This is a genomic window from Streptomyces sp. NBC_00569, from assembly GCF_036345255.1.
Taxonomy (GTDB): Bacteria; Actinomycetota; Actinomycetes; order Streptomycetales; family Streptomycetaceae; genus Streptomyces.
This window is the reverse complement of record NZ_CP107783.1, coordinates 1,811,542-1,830,629: the sequence shown is the minus strand read 5'-3', so window position 1 is coordinate 1,830,629 and position 19,088 is coordinate 1,811,542. Positions and strand designations below refer to the sequence as shown.

Annotated in this window: 17 protein-coding genes and 1 pseudogene; 5 read left to right on the top strand and 13 right to left on the bottom strand. The window is 68.6% G+C overall.

Features of this window, described 5'->3' with window-relative positions; genetic code table 11:
- Positions 1-102 precede the first annotated feature (102 nt).
- A complete protein-coding gene (locus tag OHO83_RS08455; RefSeq protein ID WP_330279032.1) occupies positions 103-678 on the bottom strand; it encodes a hypothetical protein in 576 nt (191 codons plus the stop codon).
- A gap of 750 nt (positions 679-1,428) precedes the next feature.
- Here OHO83_RS08455 and OHO83_RS08450 point away from each other — a divergent pair.
- Entirely contained in the window at positions 1,429-2,445 is a 1,017-nt protein-coding gene (locus OHO83_RS08450) for a tyrosine-type recombinase/integrase (RefSeq protein ID WP_330279031.1), read from the top strand.
- A 267-nt stretch (positions 2,446-2,712) separates the two neighbouring features.
- Complete coding sequence (locus OHO83_RS08445) at positions 2,713-3,012, top strand: hypothetical protein (RefSeq protein WP_330279030.1); 300 nt, start codon at positions 2,713-2,715, stop codon at positions 3,010-3,012.
- A gap of 682 nt (positions 3,013-3,694) precedes the next feature.
- Here OHO83_RS08445 and OHO83_RS08440 read toward each other — a convergent pair.
- Positions 3,695-4,792 (bottom strand): MerR family transcriptional regulator, encoded by a 1,098-nt coding sequence (locus OHO83_RS08440; protein WP_330279029.1) that lies wholly within the window; start codon positions 4,790-4,792, stop codon positions 3,695-3,697.
- An 888-nt stretch (positions 4,793-5,680) separates the two neighbouring features.
- Between OHO83_RS08440 and OHO83_RS08435 the strand changes: the two genes are divergently transcribed.
- A complete protein-coding gene (locus OHO83_RS08435) occupies positions 5,681-5,806 on the top strand; it encodes a hypothetical protein (protein WP_330279028.1) in 126 nt (41 codons plus the stop codon).
- Positions 5,807-5,998: 192 nt separating this feature from the next.
- Positions 5,999-6,673 (top strand): hypothetical protein, encoded by a 675-nt coding sequence (locus OHO83_RS08430; protein ID WP_330279027.1) that lies wholly within the window; start codon positions 5,999-6,001, stop codon positions 6,671-6,673.
- Between the two features lie 496 nt (positions 6,674-7,169).
- Here the strand turns inward: OHO83_RS08430 and OHO83_RS08425 are convergent, their stop codons facing one another.
- Together OHO83_RS08425 and OHO83_RS08420 are read right to left on the bottom strand one after the other, a co-directional pair.
- Positions 7,170-7,895, bottom strand: coding sequence for a dienelactone hydrolase family protein (locus OHO83_RS08425; RefSeq protein WP_330279026.1), 726 nt, complete (start codon positions 7,893-7,895; stop codon positions 7,170-7,172).
- Positions 7,896-8,501: 606 nt separating this feature from the next.
- Positions 8,502-8,930 (bottom strand): hypothetical protein, encoded by a 429-nt coding sequence (locus tag OHO83_RS08420; RefSeq protein ID WP_330279025.1) that lies wholly within the window; start codon positions 8,928-8,930, stop codon positions 8,502-8,504.
- Between the two features lie 85 nt (positions 8,931-9,015).
- Here OHO83_RS08420 and OHO83_RS08415 point away from each other — a divergent pair.
- Positions 9,016-9,431 (top strand): annotated as a pseudogene (locus tag OHO83_RS08415) (hypothetical protein); the annotation flags it as partial.
- A gap of 264 nt (positions 9,432-9,695) precedes the next feature.
- Here OHO83_RS08415 and OHO83_RS08410 read toward each other — a convergent pair.
- The 9 genes from OHO83_RS08410 to OHO83_RS08370 form a co-directional block, all read right to left on the bottom strand.
- Positions 9,696-10,553, bottom strand: coding sequence for a hypothetical protein (locus OHO83_RS08410; protein WP_330279024.1), 858 nt, complete (start codon positions 10,551-10,553; stop codon positions 9,696-9,698).
- 54 nt (positions 10,554-10,607) lie between these two features.
- Positions 10,608-11,114, bottom strand: coding sequence for a hypothetical protein (locus OHO83_RS08405; protein WP_330279023.1), 507 nt, complete (start codon positions 11,112-11,114; stop codon positions 10,608-10,610).
- On the bottom strand, positions 11,111-12,388 hold the full coding sequence (locus OHO83_RS08400) for an MlaD family protein (protein ID WP_330279022.1): 1,278 nt from the start codon (positions 12,386-12,388) through the stop codon (positions 11,111-11,113). Before OHO83_RS08400 ends, OHO83_RS08405 begins: the two co-directional genes overlap by 4 nt.
- Entirely contained in the window at positions 12,385-13,668 is a 1,284-nt protein-coding gene (locus OHO83_RS08395; RefSeq protein WP_266677306.1) for an MCE family protein, read from the bottom strand. Before OHO83_RS08395 ends, OHO83_RS08400 begins: the two co-directional genes overlap by 4 nt.
- Complete coding sequence (locus OHO83_RS08390; RefSeq protein ID WP_266677308.1) at positions 13,665-14,789, bottom strand: MCE family protein; 1,125 nt, start codon at positions 14,787-14,789, stop codon at positions 13,665-13,667. The genes OHO83_RS08395 and OHO83_RS08390 overlap by 4 nt, the downstream gene beginning before the upstream one ends.
- Positions 14,786-15,766, bottom strand: a complete 981-nt coding sequence (locus tag OHO83_RS08385; RefSeq protein WP_330280737.1) for an MCE family protein — start codon at positions 15,764-15,766, stop codon at positions 14,786-14,788. Before OHO83_RS08385 ends, OHO83_RS08390 begins: the two co-directional genes overlap by 4 nt.
- A 194-nt stretch (positions 15,767-15,960) precedes the next feature.
- A complete protein-coding gene (locus OHO83_RS08380; RefSeq protein ID WP_329432738.1) occupies positions 15,961-17,025 on the bottom strand; it encodes an MlaD family protein in 1,065 nt (354 codons plus the stop codon).
- Positions 17,022-18,266: an MCE family protein gene (locus tag OHO83_RS08375; protein WP_330279021.1), complete on the bottom strand. Its 1,245-nt coding sequence runs from the start codon at positions 18,264-18,266 to the stop codon at positions 17,022-17,024. Before OHO83_RS08375 ends, OHO83_RS08380 begins: the two co-directional genes overlap by 4 nt.
- Positions 18,267-18,271: 5 nt before the next feature.
- Complete coding sequence (locus OHO83_RS08370; protein ID WP_266677314.1) at positions 18,272-19,087, bottom strand: MlaE family ABC transporter permease; 816 nt, start codon at positions 19,085-19,087, stop codon at positions 18,272-18,274.
- Between the last annotated feature and the right edge of the window lies 1 nt (position 19,088).

The following is a 19,088-nucleotide window of genomic DNA, read 5'->3' as shown; positions in this document are numbered from 1 at the left end:
GACGTTGTCTCAGTTGGAGGTATACCGCGAGTGGATGGTGCCTACGATGTCCCGGGAGCACGGCCGTTCACGGGCAAGACGGTGAGCGCTGGTTCCATCGAGTCAGGTGCGTAGCCGCGTGAGTTCGTCCGCGCGACGGTGGTCTTTCGAGCGGCCGAGGGCTCGCCGCATGCGGATCAGGTCGTCAAGTGCGGCGTAGCGGATGGTGAATCCCGTAGGGTCACGGGTGGTTTCGGCCGAGGTCAGGCAGGGGGTGACATCCATGGCGCCCCAAGGCAGGGCGGAAGTGCACAGGTCTCCGCTGGCACCGGTGACCCGGTACCCCACCTGTGAGCGGTCGAGATCGGGCAGTTCGGTGCAGCCGCACAGGGCCAAGGCGTCTCGCAAGGCGTGCGCCTCGTCAGGGGTGCCGTCCCAGAGCAGGTCGAGATCCCCGGTCAGTTCGGTGGAGCCGTGCATGATGCCGGCGACCTGACCGATGACGACCGCGCGCGAGCCGGCGCCATAGATCGCTTGGAGGAAGGGGAAGGGATCGAAGCCCAGCGCCCCGTCGGTGGTGAAGGTGCCCAACACATCGTCGGCTTCCTCTGGGCTGCGTCCGATGGGACTACGTTCTCGGGTTGCCTCTTCGGTCCGGGCGATGGCCTGCCGCAGGCGCAGGGCAGCTGTCTGGCTCACAGGCCCATCCAACACGGTCGCCCCCCTTACCGCTGACGAGGAGACCAGCCTGGTCTCCTGGTCAACTGGTGGCACTTTCAGTCCGACGAGGCTACGCCTGCCGGGTCGTGTCTAGCAGCTCGGTGAGCCGTGCCCGGCACTTGTGAGCGGACCGCAGGCACTTCTCCGCTCGACCTGTGGGCGTGACCTTCCAACCCTGAGGATGCGGCGATCGGCCAAGAAGTTCATGAGCCTTTGGGCGGCAACCCTGTCCTTCTCGGTGAACTCCCACGTGATGCCAACGTCGAAGATGTTGAGCGATGTGAGCCTGAAGTTCATGGGTCCCTCTGCTCGGCCAGCTGCGCTGACGATGCTGCGACGTGCCCGGGGGCGCCGTCCGAGAGCTCTTCATCAAAGGGCCGTCTGATGACCCGAGTTGGTCAGTCCCACTCTCGATAACATGCCATATCGCGGGCGCAGAACAGTACAATTAGACATGTCTCAGAGCCCTGGCCTAAGGCCTCATCGCTGCACCGACCGGTGGCGCTGCCCAGAGCACGGCGCCGCGTTGAACTACTGGCCCGCGAGTGATGACCGCGCGTGCCAAGACACTGCGAGTACGCGCAGGTTTTCCAGTCGATCGAGTTGCCGACCGCTGAAGTTGAGATCACTGTCGACACGACCCGTCTCTCTCGGGCCTTCTCGACAGGCAGGCGAGGCGATCCTGATGTGGCGCCACCACCCTGCCATCAAGAACCTGGGGCGTGACAAGTGACCGTCCTCATTCCGCGCCAGTCGGACGCCACCCCCGCCGCCTACGATGCCGCGACGCTCGCCGTCCTGCACGCTATGGAAGAGGCAGCCGAGAAGCACCTCGACGCCATCCGCCCCCACAACACGAAGCGCGGCTACGCCAACGACTGGGCGCTGTGGGAGGAGTTCCACGGCTGGCTCGCCGAACGCACCGGGCACACGCTGCCGTTGACCGCCGTGACCAAGGGGACGATGGTCGGGTTCGTCGTCTGGCTCGACACCGTCAAGGCAGCCGCGCCCAACAGCATCGACCGGCGGATCACTGGCGTCACCGTCACCCTGCGCGGCCGCGGCATCGAAGTCCCGAAGGCCGTAACCGTCGCCGCTCGCCAGGCCCTCAAGCCGCTCAAGAGGGACCCCGAGCGCCAAGCCCGCGGCCGCGGACCGGCGGCCGCCGTCACGCCCGACCAACTCCGCCAGATGAGCGCGGCCGCGGCCGCTGGGCTCACAGGGCTCCGCGACCGTGCGCTCTGGCTCATGGCCTTCGGGATCGCCGGACGCTCCGCCGAGGTCGCTGCCCTGCGCGCCGACGGCATCACCCTCGTCAGCCAAGGGCTCGACGTGAACGTTCCAGCCGTGAAAGGACGCCCGCCCCGCAACGTGGTCGTCGCCTACGGCAAGAACCCCGACACCTGCCCGGTCCGGGCTTGGTCGACCTGGAAGGCGGCCACCGGCATCGCCAGGGGCCCGGCATTCCTGCCCATCGACGTGTGGGGCAACGTCGGCGGCCGCGCCCTATCCTCGGAGGCAGTCCGGGAGATCATTGCCCGCAACGCGGAACGCGCAGGGGTCGCCGTCCGCCTGACCGGCCACAGCATGCGAGCAGGGTTCATCACCACCAGCCGCCGGGCAGGGAAGCGCGAGGAGAAGATCCGCGAACAGTCCGGCCACGCCGAGAACAGCCCCGCCTTCTGGGGCTACATCCGCGAAGCCGACAAGTGGACCGACGCCGCGTCCGAGGACATCGGACTGTGATCGCAGGCCTAGAACAGGAGCGTCTCGTTGATTAAGACCCATTGCCGTCCGCGTTCTCGTGGCCGGCTTTCTGTTGTTGTCCCCGCTGCTTGCGGCATGCTCGTCGGATGACGGCGTTGATGACGCGCTGGCTGCAGACGCGGAGTCGGCGGCGAACGCGCCGGAGCCGTCGCCTGCTCCGAGAAGACGAACAGCAACTGGGAACGCAAGTTCCTGTCTGAGCTGTCGCTGACTTTCGGCGAAGACGAACCGCCCTCGGACAAGAAGGTGCTGGCTGCCGGGCGCGCGGCGTGCGAGGAGCTGGAGTACGACTACGGCGATGGCAGCTTCTGGGGCGGGCGGGCCGCGGTGGCGCGGGTACAAGAGATGCTGGGCGTGGACGAACCCACGTCGTGGATGGTCGTCGAGAGCGCGAACGACTTCATCTGTCAGTGGTCCCACCTCGCCGACGCGCCCCTACCGTTTCCGCCACGGTCGTCGTTCAGGGACTGCCTGACACACTGGCTGTTTGCCCGCCTCTCGTCCCCCGTAGAGGCGGGCATGCTTGCGTTGCGCTCCTCAGGCTGAAGTCGGGCCGCCAGTCGGTACATTGCACGGATGCTTTCTGGCGTGTGTCTGCTCCAGTCCTCGAGCGCCTGCCAGACGGCGATCGCCTCGCTGTGCGTCAGGGACAGCGTGCAGATGCCGTCGTCTGCCGCCGGCGGGGTCACCTCTGAGAACGTCGTCACGACCTTGGCAACGTCTCACGCGTCGAACGGTCATGGCTGGGGTTCGAGCCGCTGCCCGAGGTGTCGGGCATGCGCCCGCACTGGATGGGTACACGTCAGAACGGTGCTCGGGGGAGCGGCCCCAACCGCGGCCCACGTGGCACCGCCGAGCCCTCGCATCCCCCCCAGGGGCGGGGGCTCCCCTCTTCTCTGGGCTGGTTAGCCCAGGAGCCCGAGCTCGGCGTCCGTCGACGTGCTGTGCACGCAACAGGGTCGTAGCTGCACCTTTGGAGCCCCTGGCCTGCTGTTCTCAGTTGTATCTCGCCGTAGCGACCGTGGGCTGAGTCTCAAGGGGGAGGCCATTTCCTCCGGCAGGTTCAGTCGCGACCGCCTGGCAGCGCTATTCGCTCAGTTGGTGCCTCGGTCAGTGAGCTGCGTGGACGGAGTGCTCGGCTTTGCTAGCGGGGGCGAGCAGCCTCGGGCCCTTGGCTGTCACCGTGGACCTGGCGGGCGCCGATTCCAGGAGGGCGACTGGTGTCCATTCAAGCAATGAGCAGGCGCAGGCCGAGGTCTGCCGCGTCGAGGTCGGCGAGGTCGTTGTTGCGCTCGGCCCACCGGCCGGAATGGAGGTCGGCACTGAGGCTTCGTACCGCCCGCTGCTCGGCCTGCGGCCCGACTCTCGTCCACACCGACATCGCACGGCGCACGTGATCCTCCAGATACGCCTCCGGTCGGCGCCAGTAGGCCTCGAACAGGCCGTCAGCGCAGTCCCACGGGATGGGCACCGGCTCAGTGCGGGCGCCGATCGCGTCGGCCATCCCCGCAAGTGAGGGGAATTCTGCGAGAACGGCGGCGAACTCGGGCAGGTAGTCGCGAGTGAGCCAGAACCGGTCCTGCCATCCAGGCTCGTCGGTGTCGAATGTCAGCACCACCACGCGGCGGGCCACACGCCGCATCTCGCGCAGCCCTGCTATCGGGTCCCCCCAGTGGTGAACGGTGGAGACGGCCATGGCGACGTCGAAGGAGTGATCCTCGAACGGAAGCCTCTCCGCGGCAGCGGCCACGCACGGTGCCGAGCCGGCAGGCCGCTGCTCCCGCATGACCGCCGAGGGCTCCACCGCGGTCACGTCGCGATCAGCGGGCTCGTAGGAGCCGGTGCCGGCCCCGACGTTCAGTACCGTCTGCGCGTCGCCGAGGGCATCCCAGATCTGTGCGGCGATCCGCGGCTCGGTACGCCGTGTCGCGGGGTAAGCGTCGCCGATCGCGTCGTACAGCCGTGCACCGAGCATCTCCAGTTGCTCCTCCGGTGTCACCTTCAGTCCCTTCGCCCGTGCCTCAAGTTCCCTGTCGATGGCTGTCACCATGGCGTCAGCGCGATCACGCTGCTCCAGCAGCAGGCCGCGCAGTCGGCGCAGGTGCGCGATCGCGTCGGTGGACGAGTCGTCGACCAGTTCCGCAACCTCACGCAGACCGAAGCCCAGCCGCCGGTAGGCCAGCACCTCCCGCAGCCGCTCCACGTCACCTGCCGAGTAGGCCCGGTACCCGGCCGCAGTGCGCGCTGAAGGACGCACGAGTCCGATCTCGTCATAGTGATGCAGCGTGCGGACGCTCACGCCGGCCAGCTTGGCCACGCGTCCCACGGTCCAGTGATCTTCCACGGCACCGACTATGCAGCCTGACGTCACGTGAGGGTCAAGAGCCGCACTCACGCCAGCAGGAGCCGAAGCGCAGGCCGTCGCCGCACGCTGTGTTCCAGGGCGCTGGCCGGGTTGAGGAGTGAGTCGATGCGCAGGCAGCGTGTGTGGAGGACGAGGAGCAGCGCGTACGCGCGCGTCGGTACCGCCTCGGCGAGGGTGACAGCGACGGGGTACTGCGCCAGGCCAGCCTGGGGCGGTCGGATCGCGGATGCGTGCTGGCCTACGCTGCTGGTGTGCGATGAGCGAACGGCGGCCGCGGGAGTGGTGGGCTCGTGTGCCGAGTGCCAGCGGCAGAAGAAGCCCGCTGGCACTCGAGCGCGAGGTCGGGCCTCCCCGCTTTCTGACCGTCCAGGCATCCGACGCGGCGAGCGACAGCGCCTGCCGCCTGCTGCGGGTGCCCCACATGCGGGCCCAAGTCGCACGACCTTCAGCGTGCTCTTGCGAGGAACCCCGCTGACGCCACAGATGCCCAAAAAACATCGGTGGAGCCCATGGCGGGCGCCATTGACCGCCATCTCGCCTGATGGCACGGACGTTGCCCGACGCTCCTGCTATGGACCTGGTGCCAGATCAAGCCGTCGCCTGGAGCCACTTCAGGACGTCGAGAGCCACGGGACCTGCACCAAGTGGGGCCGCTCGAAGCCAACATGCTGGATCCACTGAGCGCGCCGGAGGGGCAACTCGAACGCCAACATGGGATCCCTCGTGAGACTCGGCCTCGCCGAACCGCAGCCAGTCCCGCAGGACGAGGGACTGTTCCTCGAACTCCGGCAAGGGTCTGTGCCGGACTGGACGACCCCAGGTCAGATGAGGACGTCCTGGCATCGATGGGTGACCCTCTCGATGCTCGCCCACGCCTTCCTCACCGCGGCCATCGCCCACGAACGCGCTCACACACCGGCCCCGGACGGCCTGATCTCGCTGACCTGCAACGAGCTCCAGCACCTGTTCACCTAACTCGTCACCCAACCCGTCCCCCCAGCCCGCGCACCGACTCCGCTGGTCCGCATGGCGACCACTAGGCCCGATCCCGGGCCGGCCACTACCGGCGCCGAACAGTTCCCATGTGAGGATCACGATCTGCGGCACGGACGGCCGGGAACGCCTGGGAGTTGGCAGTCATGGCTGCCGATCCTAGGCTCGATAACCATGACCGTTCTGATCACGGTGTGGGGAGCATCTCCCGGAGTGGGCAAGTCGACGCTGTGTACCGGGCTGTCCCAATGGCTGGCCGACACGGGACAGCAGGTGGACCACTTCCGCGAAGAAGAGATCTTGACCCGGCCACAGTTCGCTGCGGTGGCCGAGGAGTTCAAGACAACCGGCACGGTCGCGCTGGGGACACTGATCGCGGCGACCACGAAGTTCGTCGATGCGGTCGTGGCGAGGGGCGATGACGTGGTGATCGCGGACGCGCTGATGCCGTTCGTACCGACGCTGCTGGCCATGGGGCACGGTGAAGAGACCATCGACGCCTTCATGACCGACCTCACCGCGGTTCTCGCACGGGTCCGGTCGGTCATGGTCTTTCTCGATGGCAATGCCGAGTCCGCACTTTCCCGAGCCGTGACGAGGGAAGGCGAGCAGTGGATGGACTGGTACGTCGGAAAACTCGCCGCCTACCAGGTAAGTCCTCCAGTCGCCGACGTGGCTTCGGCGGTGCAGTACCTGCTGCGAGAGCGTGCAGTGACACTGGACGCAGCCCGCCGGAAGGACTGGCGTCTCATCGTGATCGAACGAGCTGACGAGCTGTCTCCGGATGAAGTGCTACGGGTCGCGCAACGGAGACTGAGACCGTGGCTCAAGACCGTCACACACGGATAGAACGGCCAGGCAAGGTCACTCGGCCGACTGACGCCACGGCCGGGTACGCACACCGTCGGGCGTCGGCTGTCTCGGCCGTCGGCGAGCCCAGTCATCGTCCGGACGTCGGGCAACTCGGGGTGGTGGTGTACCCGCTGGAGGCATTCACCGGCGAGATGCGGACAAAGGACCGGAGCGACGTTCCCAGCTTCGGGCCCAAGACGTCAGGAGGAGTTGGGTCCCCCGGTGCACGCCACGCAGATCCCGCGCGACCAACGGTGCGGCACCTGGAAGGCCCCGCGGTACCTCCCTCGCCCGTGGCAAGGACCTTTGCCCGCACAGTGGCCTGAGGAGAAAATACTCCTCTGGTATGCGTGGTGGCGCCTCCACGACTTCTAGGAAGGCACCTGCGCCACCTGCGACGCCGCCGCTTACGCCATCGACCACGACCACGACCACCGCATGGTGACGGTCGAGCGGCTTGGCTTGCGGTCCGGAATCGCGGTTGCCGACCAGATCACTCCGCTATGGGCAGGCACTCGGCGAGCAGGTCGACGACATCACGCCAAGCTCGCTGCGCGTGCCGTGGGTGGTAGCCGACGCCGGGGACCACCGGATGGTCGACCGGCGGGTGGTGGAAGGCGTGCAAGGCGCCGCCGTAGACCATGAGGCGCCAGTCGACGCCCGCGGCCTGCATCTCGGTGGTGAATGCGTCCCGTTGCGCGGGCGGCATGATCGGGTCTTCCGACCCGACCCCGGCCCATACGGGGCAGCGGATGTGCAGCGTCTCGCCGGGGCGGCCCGTGGTCAGCGCGTTGACTGTCCCGATCGCGCGCAGGTTGACGCCGTCGCGCCCGAGTTCCAGCGCGATTGCGCCCCCGGTGCCATAGCCGACGGCGGCGATCTGGTCGGGGTCGGTGCGCGGCTCGGCGCGGAGCACGTCGAGCGCCGCGTGGCCGATGCCTCGCATCCGGTCGGGGTCGGCGAGCAGTGGCATGCAACGGGCAAGCATCTCCTCAGGGTCGCCCAAATAGCGCCCGCCGTGGAGGTCGAAGGCCAGCGCCACGTATCCCAGCTCGGCGAGCGCATCGGCCCGGCGGCGCTCGACGTCGCTGAGCCCCATCCCCTCGGGGCCGACCAGGACCGCGGGCCGGCGGTCGGCACCGGCCGGGAGCGCGAGGTGCCCGATCATCGTCAGGCCGTCGGCCGCGTATTCGACCGTGCGCGTTGTAACCGTCGTCATGAGCCTGGACTGTAGTGATCGCTGAGCCCGGTGGGGCCGGTGTTCTGCCGCTGGCAGAAAGGGCGGATTGCAGGATGCGCAAGCACAGGACGAACACGTCCTGCTCGTCGCGCCGGTACGAGGAGATCTCCCCGCCCTTGCCGCGACGGGCACCGAGCTGTACACGGCGGCGGCGGGGCAGTTGGGCAGCGACAGCCCCACCCGTCATGGACTTCCACGACGTGGGGGTCTTCGGCAATGAATCGCAGTCAGCCTCCAAGTCTCCGCCGATCTCGGAGACAGCGCTGGTCTGGAAGGGCTGCTGGCAGTCCGATGAAACACCCATCCTGAACACGACCGAACAGGTGCGCCAGGCAATCCGCCCGGCGTCCCTGGCTCGTTCGGGAACCGATCGATTCATGGACACCGCTGCGGGCAGCCGAAGGCCGGCGACGAGTTCGCCGACTCGATGGAGCGCGCCCTCGTCGGGGACCCGACGAAATGCGGCTCCGGAGGTGACGGAATGTGCCGAGCGGGGGCAGCGGGCCGGTGACCACCGCGTGCTGTGCCACGCTAGCCGGCCACTGTGAGCCTCGCTGTTGGCTGGCCCAACGAACCCGCTGCTGGTCAGCAGCTGATTGGGGGGTTACCGGAAGCGATTCGGCAGAAGTCCGATCCGAGTCCGCCGTCGACGGTGCCGGCGTTCGGGCCGACGAGGATGAAGTCGCCGTCGGCACCGCCGAGGATCCTGCCGTTCGCCGTGGTACCGGCGTTGGCCGTGATGAAATCGCCGCCGGCGCCGCCGTCGACGGTGCCGGCAACGATGCCGTTGATGACGATGTAGTCGCTCCCGCCCAAGCCGTTGACGCTATCGCCCAAGGCAAGGGCGCCGCAGCTGATGTTGTCGGAGCCGGCAGTACCGCTGACGGTCGTACCGGACACGGGACGGCCGTTGACCGTACATGAAGTCAGGGCTTGTGCAGGCGTTGCGGTCAGGGCGAGGGGAGCGGCCACGAGGGTGGCGGCGCAGAGCGTACGCATCGCGTGTCTGATCATGTAATGAGTGGCTCATGCTGATTTCATGATCGCAATGCTGCGCCATCGGCGACTCTACCGTTCGGGGGCAGGTTGCCGCCCGGACGGGCCATCGTTGGCCGGGTTGCTGACGCTGCTCGGGACGCCCATGAGCACAACCCAGCTGGTCGCCGTGACCGGGCGGACGCTGGGTTCGGGGGCGGGCATCTGCGAGTGCTGCTCGACGCGGGGATGGTGGAGCGACGGCGGGCGGGGCGGTCGGTGCTGCGATCCCCGGTGCCGTGCAGTGCCCCCGCCGACCTCGCCGGGGTCGTCGCCTTCCTCGCCTCCCCTGACAGCGGCTTCGTCACCGCGAACACCATCGACGCCAACCCGATCACCCCGATCAGCCGAGGTTCTTGGGGCCCAGATACGTGCCCCACGCGTTCGATCGCCTGGCTGCCGGTGACCATCTGCTGCGCCTACGGATGGGTCAACTTGACCCAGACGCCGTGTCCACGGCTCGGCCCTGACCTCTGCTGACCTGGCATGATCGGTTTGAGGAGCTCGGCGTCTCGGTCCGGACCGTATGGGTCCGGCCGTGTCCTGCCGGACGGTCGTCGCGCTGAGTGGACGGTGGTCGCTTGTCATGCCGTAGGCGTGGAACAGGTGGGAGTGGTGGCTGGTAGTTGCTCCGAGGCGCGTGAGGGCCCGATGGAACGGAACCCGGCGTGCAGTTCGACTCGTCTGGGCTCCGCCCCTCTCTCTGCCCTTCCCGCCGGGCTCCCGGGGTGGGGGACGCCGATGTCAGAGCGCGTCGAGCGCGCTCACCTTCCAGCCACCGTCGTCCGTACGTGTCAGCGTCATCCGCACCCGGTTCAGGTCCGCGCGGGAGCCCGTGACCTGGGTGCTCGTGGTCACCTGGTTGACGAAGAGGAGGACCACGGCCCGGTCCGCCGAGGCGGAGATCACGGAGGCCGCCGGGGCCGTGGCGGAGTCACCGGCGGGCTGCGCCACCGTCGCTTTCACCACTCCGTGGTACTTCCTGGCAGTCGGCCCGACCACCCTCGTGGTGGTCTTCCCGTACTCGTCACGGAAGTGCCCGGTGAGCCGGGCGCGCGCCGCGGCGAAGTCGCGGTCCAGATGCCGGTAGTCGTACGAGAGCACGACAGGCGCTGCCTGCCGTGCGGCCGCGAGCGCCTGTCCCCGTGCTTGTTCGGCCCGCGTGCCCTCCCGGTATCGCCACCCGAGGACGGCGGCCGCGATCAGGCCCGCCACGAGCAGGACGCACAGGAGTGCGGTGAACGGCCGTCGCCGGCCGCGGCGCGGCGGCGTGCCGCGGCCGGTCTCGTCCTCTTCCTGCTCCTCGTGCTCTTCCTGCTCTTCCTGCTCTTCCTGTGACTTTTGTGACGGGTCCTCCCTGAGGGATTCCGGCGAGGGCTCCGGCGGGTCGTCCCAGCCGCCCTCCTCAGGAGCCTCGATGAGGAGGGTGCGCCCGGAGTCCACTGCCCTGAGCCGTTGCCCGGGAGCCTCCTCGTCGGTGGCCGCAGGACCCGGCCTGTGGTGGCCGCGCTCCGCACGCTTGGTCGCCGCGCGTGCAGCCGCGGTCATGGTGCGCCGGGCGCCGGAACCGGAGCCACGGCTCCGATTGGTCGTCTTCGCCACGGTATTGCTCCTCATGGGCCGGTACGGAATGGGTGGTACGGAGAGAGGGGGCGGTCAGCCGACGAATTCGACGTCGGAGGTCAGCCAGCGGCCGTCCCGGTACACGAGGTCGAGCTGCAGCCGATAGGTGCGCGCCTCGCCCTTGGGTGTGGCGGTGTTGGTCACCTTGCTGTCGGCGACCACCAGGACGCGGGCCGAGCGTTCGTCGGAGCGGACGATGCCCGCTTCGAGGATCTGGCCCTCGGACATGGACCGGTTCTCGGCGACGAGTTTGGTCAGTTCCTCCGTCTGCGCGGCGAACTGCTTCTTGAAGTCGCCGGTGGCGCCCTCGAGGACGTTCGCGCTGTCCCGGCCGTAGTGCCGGTAGTCGAGCGAGGTGAAGTTCAGCGCCGACTGGCGGGCCGCGGCCAGGAGGTCCTGGCGCCGCTGCTCCGTTTCGCGCTGGTCGAAGACGCCGAGGCTGAGCCAGATGGTCAGCGTGGTGGTGAGGACGGTCGCCACGACGAGTCCCGCCGCCCAGGCCCTGCCCGACAGGGCCAGGACCGGTAGGGCCTTGCTCATGCCATCGGTCCGACGAGCAGCCATTGCCACGATTCCTTTCCGAATACGTTCTGTTGGCCGCCCGTCGAGCCGATCTCGACGGGCCTTCCGTCCGGGCCGGTCGCGGTGCCGGTCTCCGGGTCGTACGGCGTGACGTACGCCGTCTGGTTCGCCCGGCCGGAAGCGGCCGTCGCGCCGGGGGCGTTCTGTGCGCCCCGCACCGACGTCTTGCTTCCCCGCGGGGCCGCGCAGCGCGCGTCTGTGTTCGCCTCGCGCATGCTGGTGTCCGAGGGGTTGCGCCGTGTCGTCCCGTACCCCTGGGTGCACGGCGGCGGGTCGTCGGCGTTCACCACCAGGCCGAAGTGGGTGGTGCCGTCGCCCGGGAGGACCGTGTAGCTGCCCGCGACCAGCGCCGGGAACGTGACCAGGGACTGCTCCACGCCGGGCAGGCGGGCCAGCGTGACCTGGCCGCCGCTGATCAGATTGGCCAGCAGGACCGAAAGCCGTGGACCGGTGGACTTCAACAGCGAGTTCACCTGTTGCGCGGCCGGCGTCGCGTTGCCGATCAGCTTGCGCAGGTCCCCGTCGCTCGACTTCAGCTGTGCGCTGAGCGCCGCCAGATCGTGCGCGAACGACTTGATGGACGAGCCCTGGTCGGCCTGCGTCTTGAGGACCGTCCGCGAGTCCTCGATGAGCGAGATCGTCTGAGGCAGTGAATCGGACGCCGACTTGACGAGCGCGTTGCCCGAGTCCACCAGGCGGCTCAGATTCGGTCCCGTGCCGGAGAAGGCCTTGCCCAACTCGTCGACGGTGACCCGCAGATCGTCCTTGCCGACCGAATTCACCAGCCGGTCCAGGCTGAGGACCAGCTCCGTGGTGGGCAGCGGCACGCGGGTACTGCCGCGCGGGATGGTGCCGCCGTCGAGGAGGTACGGGCCGTGCGAAGTGCGCGGCTGCAGATCTACGAACTGCTCGCCCACCGCCGAACGGTTCGCCACCACGGCGAGGGTGTCCGCCGGGATGCGTGGCGCGCCGTCCTTGATGTCGAGGGCGACCGAGACGCCGTCCGAGCCGGCCAGCCGCAATGTGCCGACGCGGCCCACCGGCACCCCGCGGTAGGTGACCTCGGCGCCGGGGAAGATGCCCCCGGAGTCGGCGAAGTCGGCCCGCACGGTGTAGCCGCGGCCCAGGACGCCGTCCACCAGGCCGGTGTACTCGGCGCCGACGTACGACACCCCGACGGCGGTGACCGTGGCGAAGGCGAGCAGCTGGATCTTGACCGTACGTGTGATCACGGCTGAACCCCCATCAGCATCAGCTCCGCGAGAGCGAGGTCGATCCCCTCGGGAAGTTCGCCCGGGGTGGTGTAGCTACTGGTGCACACCGGCGGGCACAGCGGACCGCCGCCGCCCGACGGGGCCGAGGGGACCGAGGGAGAGGGCACGCCCGGTGCGCTCGGCAGCGCGGTGGGCGTCGGGACGCGCGGCACGTCCGGCACATCCGGGAGATCCGGCAGACCGGGGACCTCGGGCCCCCGGGAATCACCGTTGCCCTTGCCGGACCTACCGGACCCGCCCGTCACGTTCCCGTAGAGGTCCGACAGATCGAGATCGGCGGTGAGATGGAGGTTGACGTAGTCGCCCTTGACGGCGTCCGACGCGTTGCGCGGGAACGGGTAAGTCGTCAGCAGTTCCAGGGAGTTGGGCAGATCGTCGCCCGCCTTGTTCAGCTGCTGGAGGACCGGTCGCAGCGCTTTGAGGTCAGCGACCGTGTCGTCGTGCGAGGTGTTGACCACCTTGGTGCCCTTCTTGCCCAGCTTCGACAGGGCAGTGAGCATCTTCGTCAGATCGTGCCGCTGGTCGGCGAGGACCTTCAGGGCGGGCGGCATGGTGTCGACGGCCCGTGCGATCGTCTTCTTCTCCTTCCCGAGCCGTCCCGCGAGCCGGTCGACGGCTTTGAGGGCGCGGACGATGTCCGCACGCTGGTCGTCCAGGCCACCGATGAACGTGTTCAGCTCCTTGAGCAGCGACCTGACCCGGTTCTCCCGGCCGTCCAGTGCCTTGTTCAGCTCCACGGTGATCGTCTTGAGCTGGGCCACTCCGCCGCCGTTGAGCAGCGCGGACAGCGCGGACAGCACCTCCTCGATCTCCGGGTTGCGGCCGCTGCGGGACAACGGAATGCGATCGCCGTCGCCGAGCCGGCCCACGGGGGCCGTGCCGGGCGGGGCGGAGAGCGCGACGTACTTCTCGCCGAGCATGCTGGTCTGCCGCAGTTCGGCGACCGCATTGGCGGGCAGCTTCACCGAGTCGGCGACCCGCAGCCGTACGCGCGCGTGCCAGCCGTCAAGACCCACCTTCTCGACCGCGCCCACGGGGACGTCGTTGACCTTCACCGCCGACTGCGGCACCAGGTCGAGGACATCGCGGAACTCGACGGTGACGTGGTAAGCGTGGCCGTCGGCGGCGGCTCCGCCGGGCAGCTGGACGTCGTACCAGCCGTTGAACTCGCAGCCGGACAGGAGCAGCGAGCCGGTCGCGGCCCACGCGACAGCTCCGACTCTGCGCAGTGCGTTCATGCGCTCGCCCCCAGAATTCCGCCGAGTGTCCGGTCGACCGTTCCCGTCACCGCGGAGCCCCGCGGCGCCTTCGGCAGGGAGTCGAAGAGCTTCTTCAGCTCCGTGCAGTCGGGGTTCTTGCCGCCCTCGTCGCCGGTCGTCCTCAGCACGGAGCACAACAGCGAGGCCGGATCCTGGGCCTGTTGCGCGTTGTTGCGGGTGTCGAGGGTGCCCGCGGACGGGTTGTAGGCGTTGTTCAGGTTCGACAGACCCGTCGGGGCGACCTCCAACAGCTCTTCCAGCGCGGCCCGTTGGGTCACCAGCACCTTGGTCACCTTGCTCAGGCCCTTCACGTCCGAGGTCAGCGACTTCTTGTTCTTCTTCACGAAGTCCGACACGTCGCCGAGCGCCGCCCCCAGGTTCCGCAACGCGTCCGCGAGGTCCTTGCGCTCGCCGGCGAGCTGCTCCGCGACCTTGCTCAGGCTGGTGTTGAACGACCGCACGCTCTTGTCGTCGGCGGCCAGCGCCGCCGTGAACACCTGCAGGTTCCGTACCGTGCCGAAGAGGTCCCCGCGGCCGTCGGACAGCGTGGTGACTGCCTGCGAGAGGTCCTTGACCGTCCGGTTGAGGTTCTCGCCCTGGCCGTCGAGAGTGTCCGCGCTCACGCCGAGCAGCCGCGACAGCGAGCCGTCCTTGTTGGCGCCCTTGGGGCCGAGCGCGTCGGCCGTCGTGTGCAGACTGTCGAAGATGCGGTCCAGCTCGACGGGGACGGCCGTCCGCTTCTCGGGGATGACAGCGCCGTCCCGCATCACCGGACCGTCGCGGTAGACCGGCAGCAGCTGCACGTAACGGTCGCTGACCACCGAAGAGTTGATGATCGCGGCCTTCGCGTCCACCGGGACCTTGCGGCCCTCGTCGTACGCCAACTCCACCCGCACCCGGTCGCCCTCCGGCGTGATCTTCTCGACCTCGCCGATCCGGACGCCGAGGACACGGATGTCCGAGCCGGGGTAGATACCGACGGTGCGCGGGAAGTACGCGGTGACGCGCACGGGCTCGGAGCGCGGCCACAGCACGTGGCTGAGCGCGGCGACGAGGGCGAGCGCGGTGACCACGGCCACGCGCCTCTTCAAGTGCTTCACTGCACGCCTCCCGTGCGCGGCACCACCGGAGCGGCGACCAGGTTCTGGATGTAGCTGTCGAACCAGTGGCCGTTGCCGAGGGTGTTGCTGAAGACCCGCACATAGGGCGCGAGCAGCTTGACGCTCCGGTCGAGGCTCGACTGGTTCTTTTCGAGCATCCGGACCACACGGTTCAGGCCTTTGAGCGCGGGCCCGATCTCCTTGTTGTTGTCGTCGACCAGGCCGGACAACTCGATGCCCAGCGCGATGGAGCTCTTCAGCAGCTTGTGGATCGCCGTGCGCCGCTTGCTGATCTCCTTGAACAGCTTGTCGCCGTCCTTGACCAGGGCGGAGAAGTCCTCGGAGTGCTCGGCCAGCACGCCCGTGACACCGTTCGCATGGTCGAGGAGTTCGCCCAGCGCCTTGTCGCGCGAGGCGACCGTCCGGGAGATCTTCGACAGGCCCTTGATGGACGCCCGTATCTCGGCGGGCGAGTCCTCGAAGGTGGTGGAGAGGGTGTCCAGGGCCTTAGCGAGCCGGTCGGTGTCGACCTTCTCCGTCGTGGTGGTGAGATCGCTGAACGCCTGCACGACGTCGTACGCCGGAACGGTCCGCTTCAGGGGTATCTCGCTGCCGGGCCTCAACTGCCCGGGCCCCTTGGGGTGCAGCGCGAGGTACTTGGCGCCGAGGATCGTCTTGACCCGGATCGAGGCGCCGGTCCCGGTGCCGAACTCCGGATCGCCCTTGATCTTGAAGGTGACCTTGACGTGGCCACCGTCCAGATCGACGTCCTCGACCTTGCCGACCTTGACGCCGGCGATCCGCACCTCGTCGCCGGGCTTGAGACCGCCCGCCTCCGAGAAGGCGGCGTTGTACGTCTTGCCGTCGCCGATCAGCGGCAGACTGTCGGCGTTGAACGCGGCCACGGCAAGGAGCGCGAGGAAGCTGAGACCCACGGCTCCGATCACCACCGGGTTGCGCTCGCGGAACGGGGTCAGGCGCGGGCGGTGAATCCGTATCTTGGGGAGCTTGGGCGGGTCGATGCGGACCTTGACCAGGGGTTCCGGGCGGGGTGGGCGTGGTGCCCGGCGCGGCAGGAGCCGTATTTTTGGGAGTTTGGGCGGGTCGATGCGGACCTTGACCAGCGGCTCCGGGCGGCGCTGACGGGGCCTGCGCGGAATGAAGCGCTTCATCACGCGCCGCACCTCGCTCTCGCCACGTGCAGGCCGGGAGTGAGCACCCGCTTCGTCTTCGGCAGCACGATCCGGCCGTCGAAGTCGCAGAGGTAGAAGTTGAACCACGAGCCGTAGGACGCCGTCCCCGTCAGCTCGGTGAGCTTGTTCGGCAGCCGATTCAGCACGCCCTCCACGGTCTTCTCGTTCTTGTTCAGCGTTCCGGTGAGATCGGTCAGCCCGGCGATGTCGTCCTTCAGGGGCGGACGCGCGTCCTTGAGCAGCCCCGAGGTGGCGTCCGTCAGGTCGCCGATGTTCACCAGCGACTGCCCGATGGGCTTGCGGTCGGCGGACAGTCCCGAGACCAGCCGCCGCAGCTGCTTGAGCAGCCCGGAGAAGCGGGCGCCGCGCTTGTCCAGCGTCTCCAGCACAGTGTTGAGGTTGTCGATCACCGAGCCGATCAGCTGGTCGCGGCCGGCCAGGGTCGTGGTGAGTGAAGCCGTGTGCGCGAGCAGGCTGTTGACTGTGCCGCCCTCACCCTGGAGCGTCCGGATGATCTCGGTGGCGAGCTGGTTGACGTCCTGCGGGCTGAGCGCGGCGAACAGGGGCTTGAAGCCGTTCAGCAGCGCGTTGAGGTCCAGCGCGGGCTGCGTGCGCGACAGTGGGATCGCCGTGCCGGGCTTCAGCTGGGTGCTGTCTCCTGCGCCCTCCGTCAGGGCGACGTAACGCTGTCCGACCAGGTTCCGGTAGCGGACGACCGCGCCGGTGCTGTTGAGGAGCGGACGGTCCGCGCCGACAGTGAAGGTGATCTCCGCCAGTGTCCGGTCCTTGATCCGGATGCCCTCGACCTCGCCGACCCGCACCCCGGCCACCCGGATGTCGTCGCCCTTCTCCAGGCCTGTCACATCGCTGAACACCGCGCGGTACGTGTGCTCCGGGGTGAAGGAGATGTTGACGATGGTGGCGGCGAGCAGAGCCGTCGCCAGGATCGTCACGAGGGCGAAGAGGCTGAACTTGATGAGCGGGGCGGCGGTCTGCTGGGCTCCCGGCGTCCTCGTGGGCGTCGGCGTGTTCGGTGTGCTCATGCGACGCTCACCGCCGTCCCGCGTGCCATCGGTCCGAACAGCAGGGTCGCGACAGGCGGCACCTCGTCGGCGGGTAGGCCCAGGACGGGCGCCACGAGCGAGCCGACGGCGCGCTGCTCGGCGCGGGTGGCGGACACGTCGGCCGGACCGGATGGACTCCCCTTCTTCGAACCGTCGTTGAGGTGGACCCCGGGCGCGGGCATCGAAGGATGGGGCAGGCTGCGGCAGTTCGGACCCGACCGGTCGGCGTAGCGGGGATACTCACCGGGTTCGTACGCCCCTTGCTGGCGGACGACTTCGAGCGTGATGTGCATCTTGCCGCCCCGGAACGCCTCCTCGGACGCCCGCTCCTGGTGGACCAGGCCGGCGAGGAGGCAGGGGTACTCGGGCGAGTAGCGGGCGAAGAGACTGAGCGTGGGGCGGGAGACCCGGCCCAGGGTGATCAGCCGGTCGCCGTTCGCGTCGAGGAAGTCCTCCGCGGTGCCCGCCGCCGTGGCCGTCGTGGTGAGCGCGGCCGCGAGCCGGTCCCGCTGCTCGACCAACGTGCGGCTGGTGGTGACCGTGTTGCGCAGGATGTCCATCAGGTCCGGAGCCGCGTCGCCATACACCTCGGCGACGTCGGCGAGGCGTGCGAAGTCCTCGGTGAGGGACGGCAGATGAGGGTTGAGGCGGTGCAGATAGTCCTCCACGCGCGTGAGGTTGTCGCCGATCCGGTCGCCGCGCCCTTCGAGGGCGGTGGCGAAAGCGGAGAGCGTGGCATTGAGCTTGCCGGGCCGCACGGTCCGCAGCAGCGGCAACAGGTCGTTCATCAGCTGTTGGAGCTCGATGCCGACGCGCGTACGGTCCTGGGTGATGACATCCCCGGCGCGAATGGGTCGGGCCGAGGGGTGCGCGGGCGCGACCAGGTCGACGTACTTCTCGCCGAACAGCGTCTTGGGCAGCAGGAGCGCCCGCACGTCGGACGGGATGGACGCGGCGTACTCCGGCTTCAGTGCGATGTCGAGCATCGCCTTCGTCCCGTCGGCACGCACCGCGTCCACCTCGCCGACCAGCAGCCCGCGCAGCTTGACGTCGGCCCGCGGATCGAGCTGGTTGCCGAGGCTGCTGGCCTCCAGCGTGATCCGTACGGCGGGGGTGAACGCCCGCTGGTACACGGCGACGGACAGGGACAGCAGCAGCGCCAGCACGGCGAGGAACACCACGCCGTACAACCGCAGTCTCAGTACCCTCGTAGCCCCCATACGGCTCACCCCGCAATCCGTACGGTCGTGTTGGCTCCCCAGATGGCGAGCGACAGGAAGAAGTCCAGGACGTTGATCGCGACGATCGACGTGCGCACGGCACGGCCCACGGCGACGCCGACGCCCGCGGGGCCGCCGCTCGCGTAGTAGCCGTAGAAGCAGTGCACCAGGATGATCAGGACGGCGAAGACGAGCACCTTGCCGAAGGACCACAGCACGTCGACCGGCGGCAGGTACTGCTGGAAGTAGTGGTCGTAGGTGCCCGCCGACTGCCCGTAATAGCCCGTGGTGATGGTGCGGGCGGCAAAGTACGACGACAGCAGCCCGACCACGTACAGCGGGATCACCGCGACGAAACCGGCGATCATCCGGGTGGTCACCAGGAACGGCAGCGAGGGGACCCCCATGACTTCGAGGGCGTCGGTCTCCTCGCTGATCCGCATCGCGCCGAGCTGCGCCGTGAACCCGGCGCCGACCGTCGCGGACAGGGCGAGCCCGGCCACCAGCGGGGCGATCTCGCGGGTGTTGAAATACGCCGAGAGGAACGCCACGAAGTTGGAGGTGCCGAGCTGGTTGAGCGCGGCGTACCCCTGCAGGCCCACCTCCGTGCCGGTGAAGAACGACAGGAAGGCGATGACACCGACCGTGCCGCCGACGACGGCTAGCGCCCCGCGCCCGAAGCTCACCTCGGCGAGCAGCCGCAGGATCTCCTTCTTGTAGCGGCGCAGGGTACGGCCCGTCCACGCCAACGAACGTCCGTAGAAAGACAGTTGGGCGCCGAGATCTTCGAGAGAGCGCAAGGGCCGCTGGAGAAGTCGCATC

Bases quoted from the DNA above. Each gene is read 5' to 3' on its own strand.
- OHO83_RS08430 (WP_330279027.1), top strand. From the start codon at position 5,999: ATGACCGTTCTGATCACGGTGTGGGGAGCATCTCCCGGAGTGGGCAAG.
- OHO83_RS08425 (WP_330279026.1), bottom strand. From the start codon at position 7,895: ATGACGACGGTTACAACGCGCACGGTCGAATACGCGGCCGACGGCCTG.
- OHO83_RS08420 (WP_330279025.1), bottom strand. From the start codon at position 8,930: ATGATCAGACACGCGATGCGTACGCTCTGCGCCGCCACCCTCGTGGCC.
- OHO83_RS08405 (WP_330279023.1), bottom strand. From the start codon at position 11,114: ATGAGCAAGGCCCTACCGGTCCTGGCCCTGTCGGGCAGGGCCTGGGCG.
- OHO83_RS08395 (WP_266677306.1), bottom strand. From the start codon at position 13,668: ATGAACGCACTGCGCAGAGTCGGAGCTGTCGCGTGGGCCGCGACCGGC.
- OHO83_RS08380 (WP_329432738.1), bottom strand. From the start codon at position 17,025: ATGAGCACACCGAACACGCCGACGCCCACGAGGACGCCGGGAGCCCAG.
- OHO83_RS08375 (WP_330279021.1), bottom strand. From the start codon at position 18,266: ATGGGGGCTACGAGGGTACTGAGACTGCGGTTGTACGGCGTGGTGTTC.
- OHO83_RS08370 (WP_266677314.1), bottom strand. From the start codon at position 19,087: ATGCGACTTCTCCAGCGGCCCTTGCGCTCTCTCGAAGATCTCGGCGCC.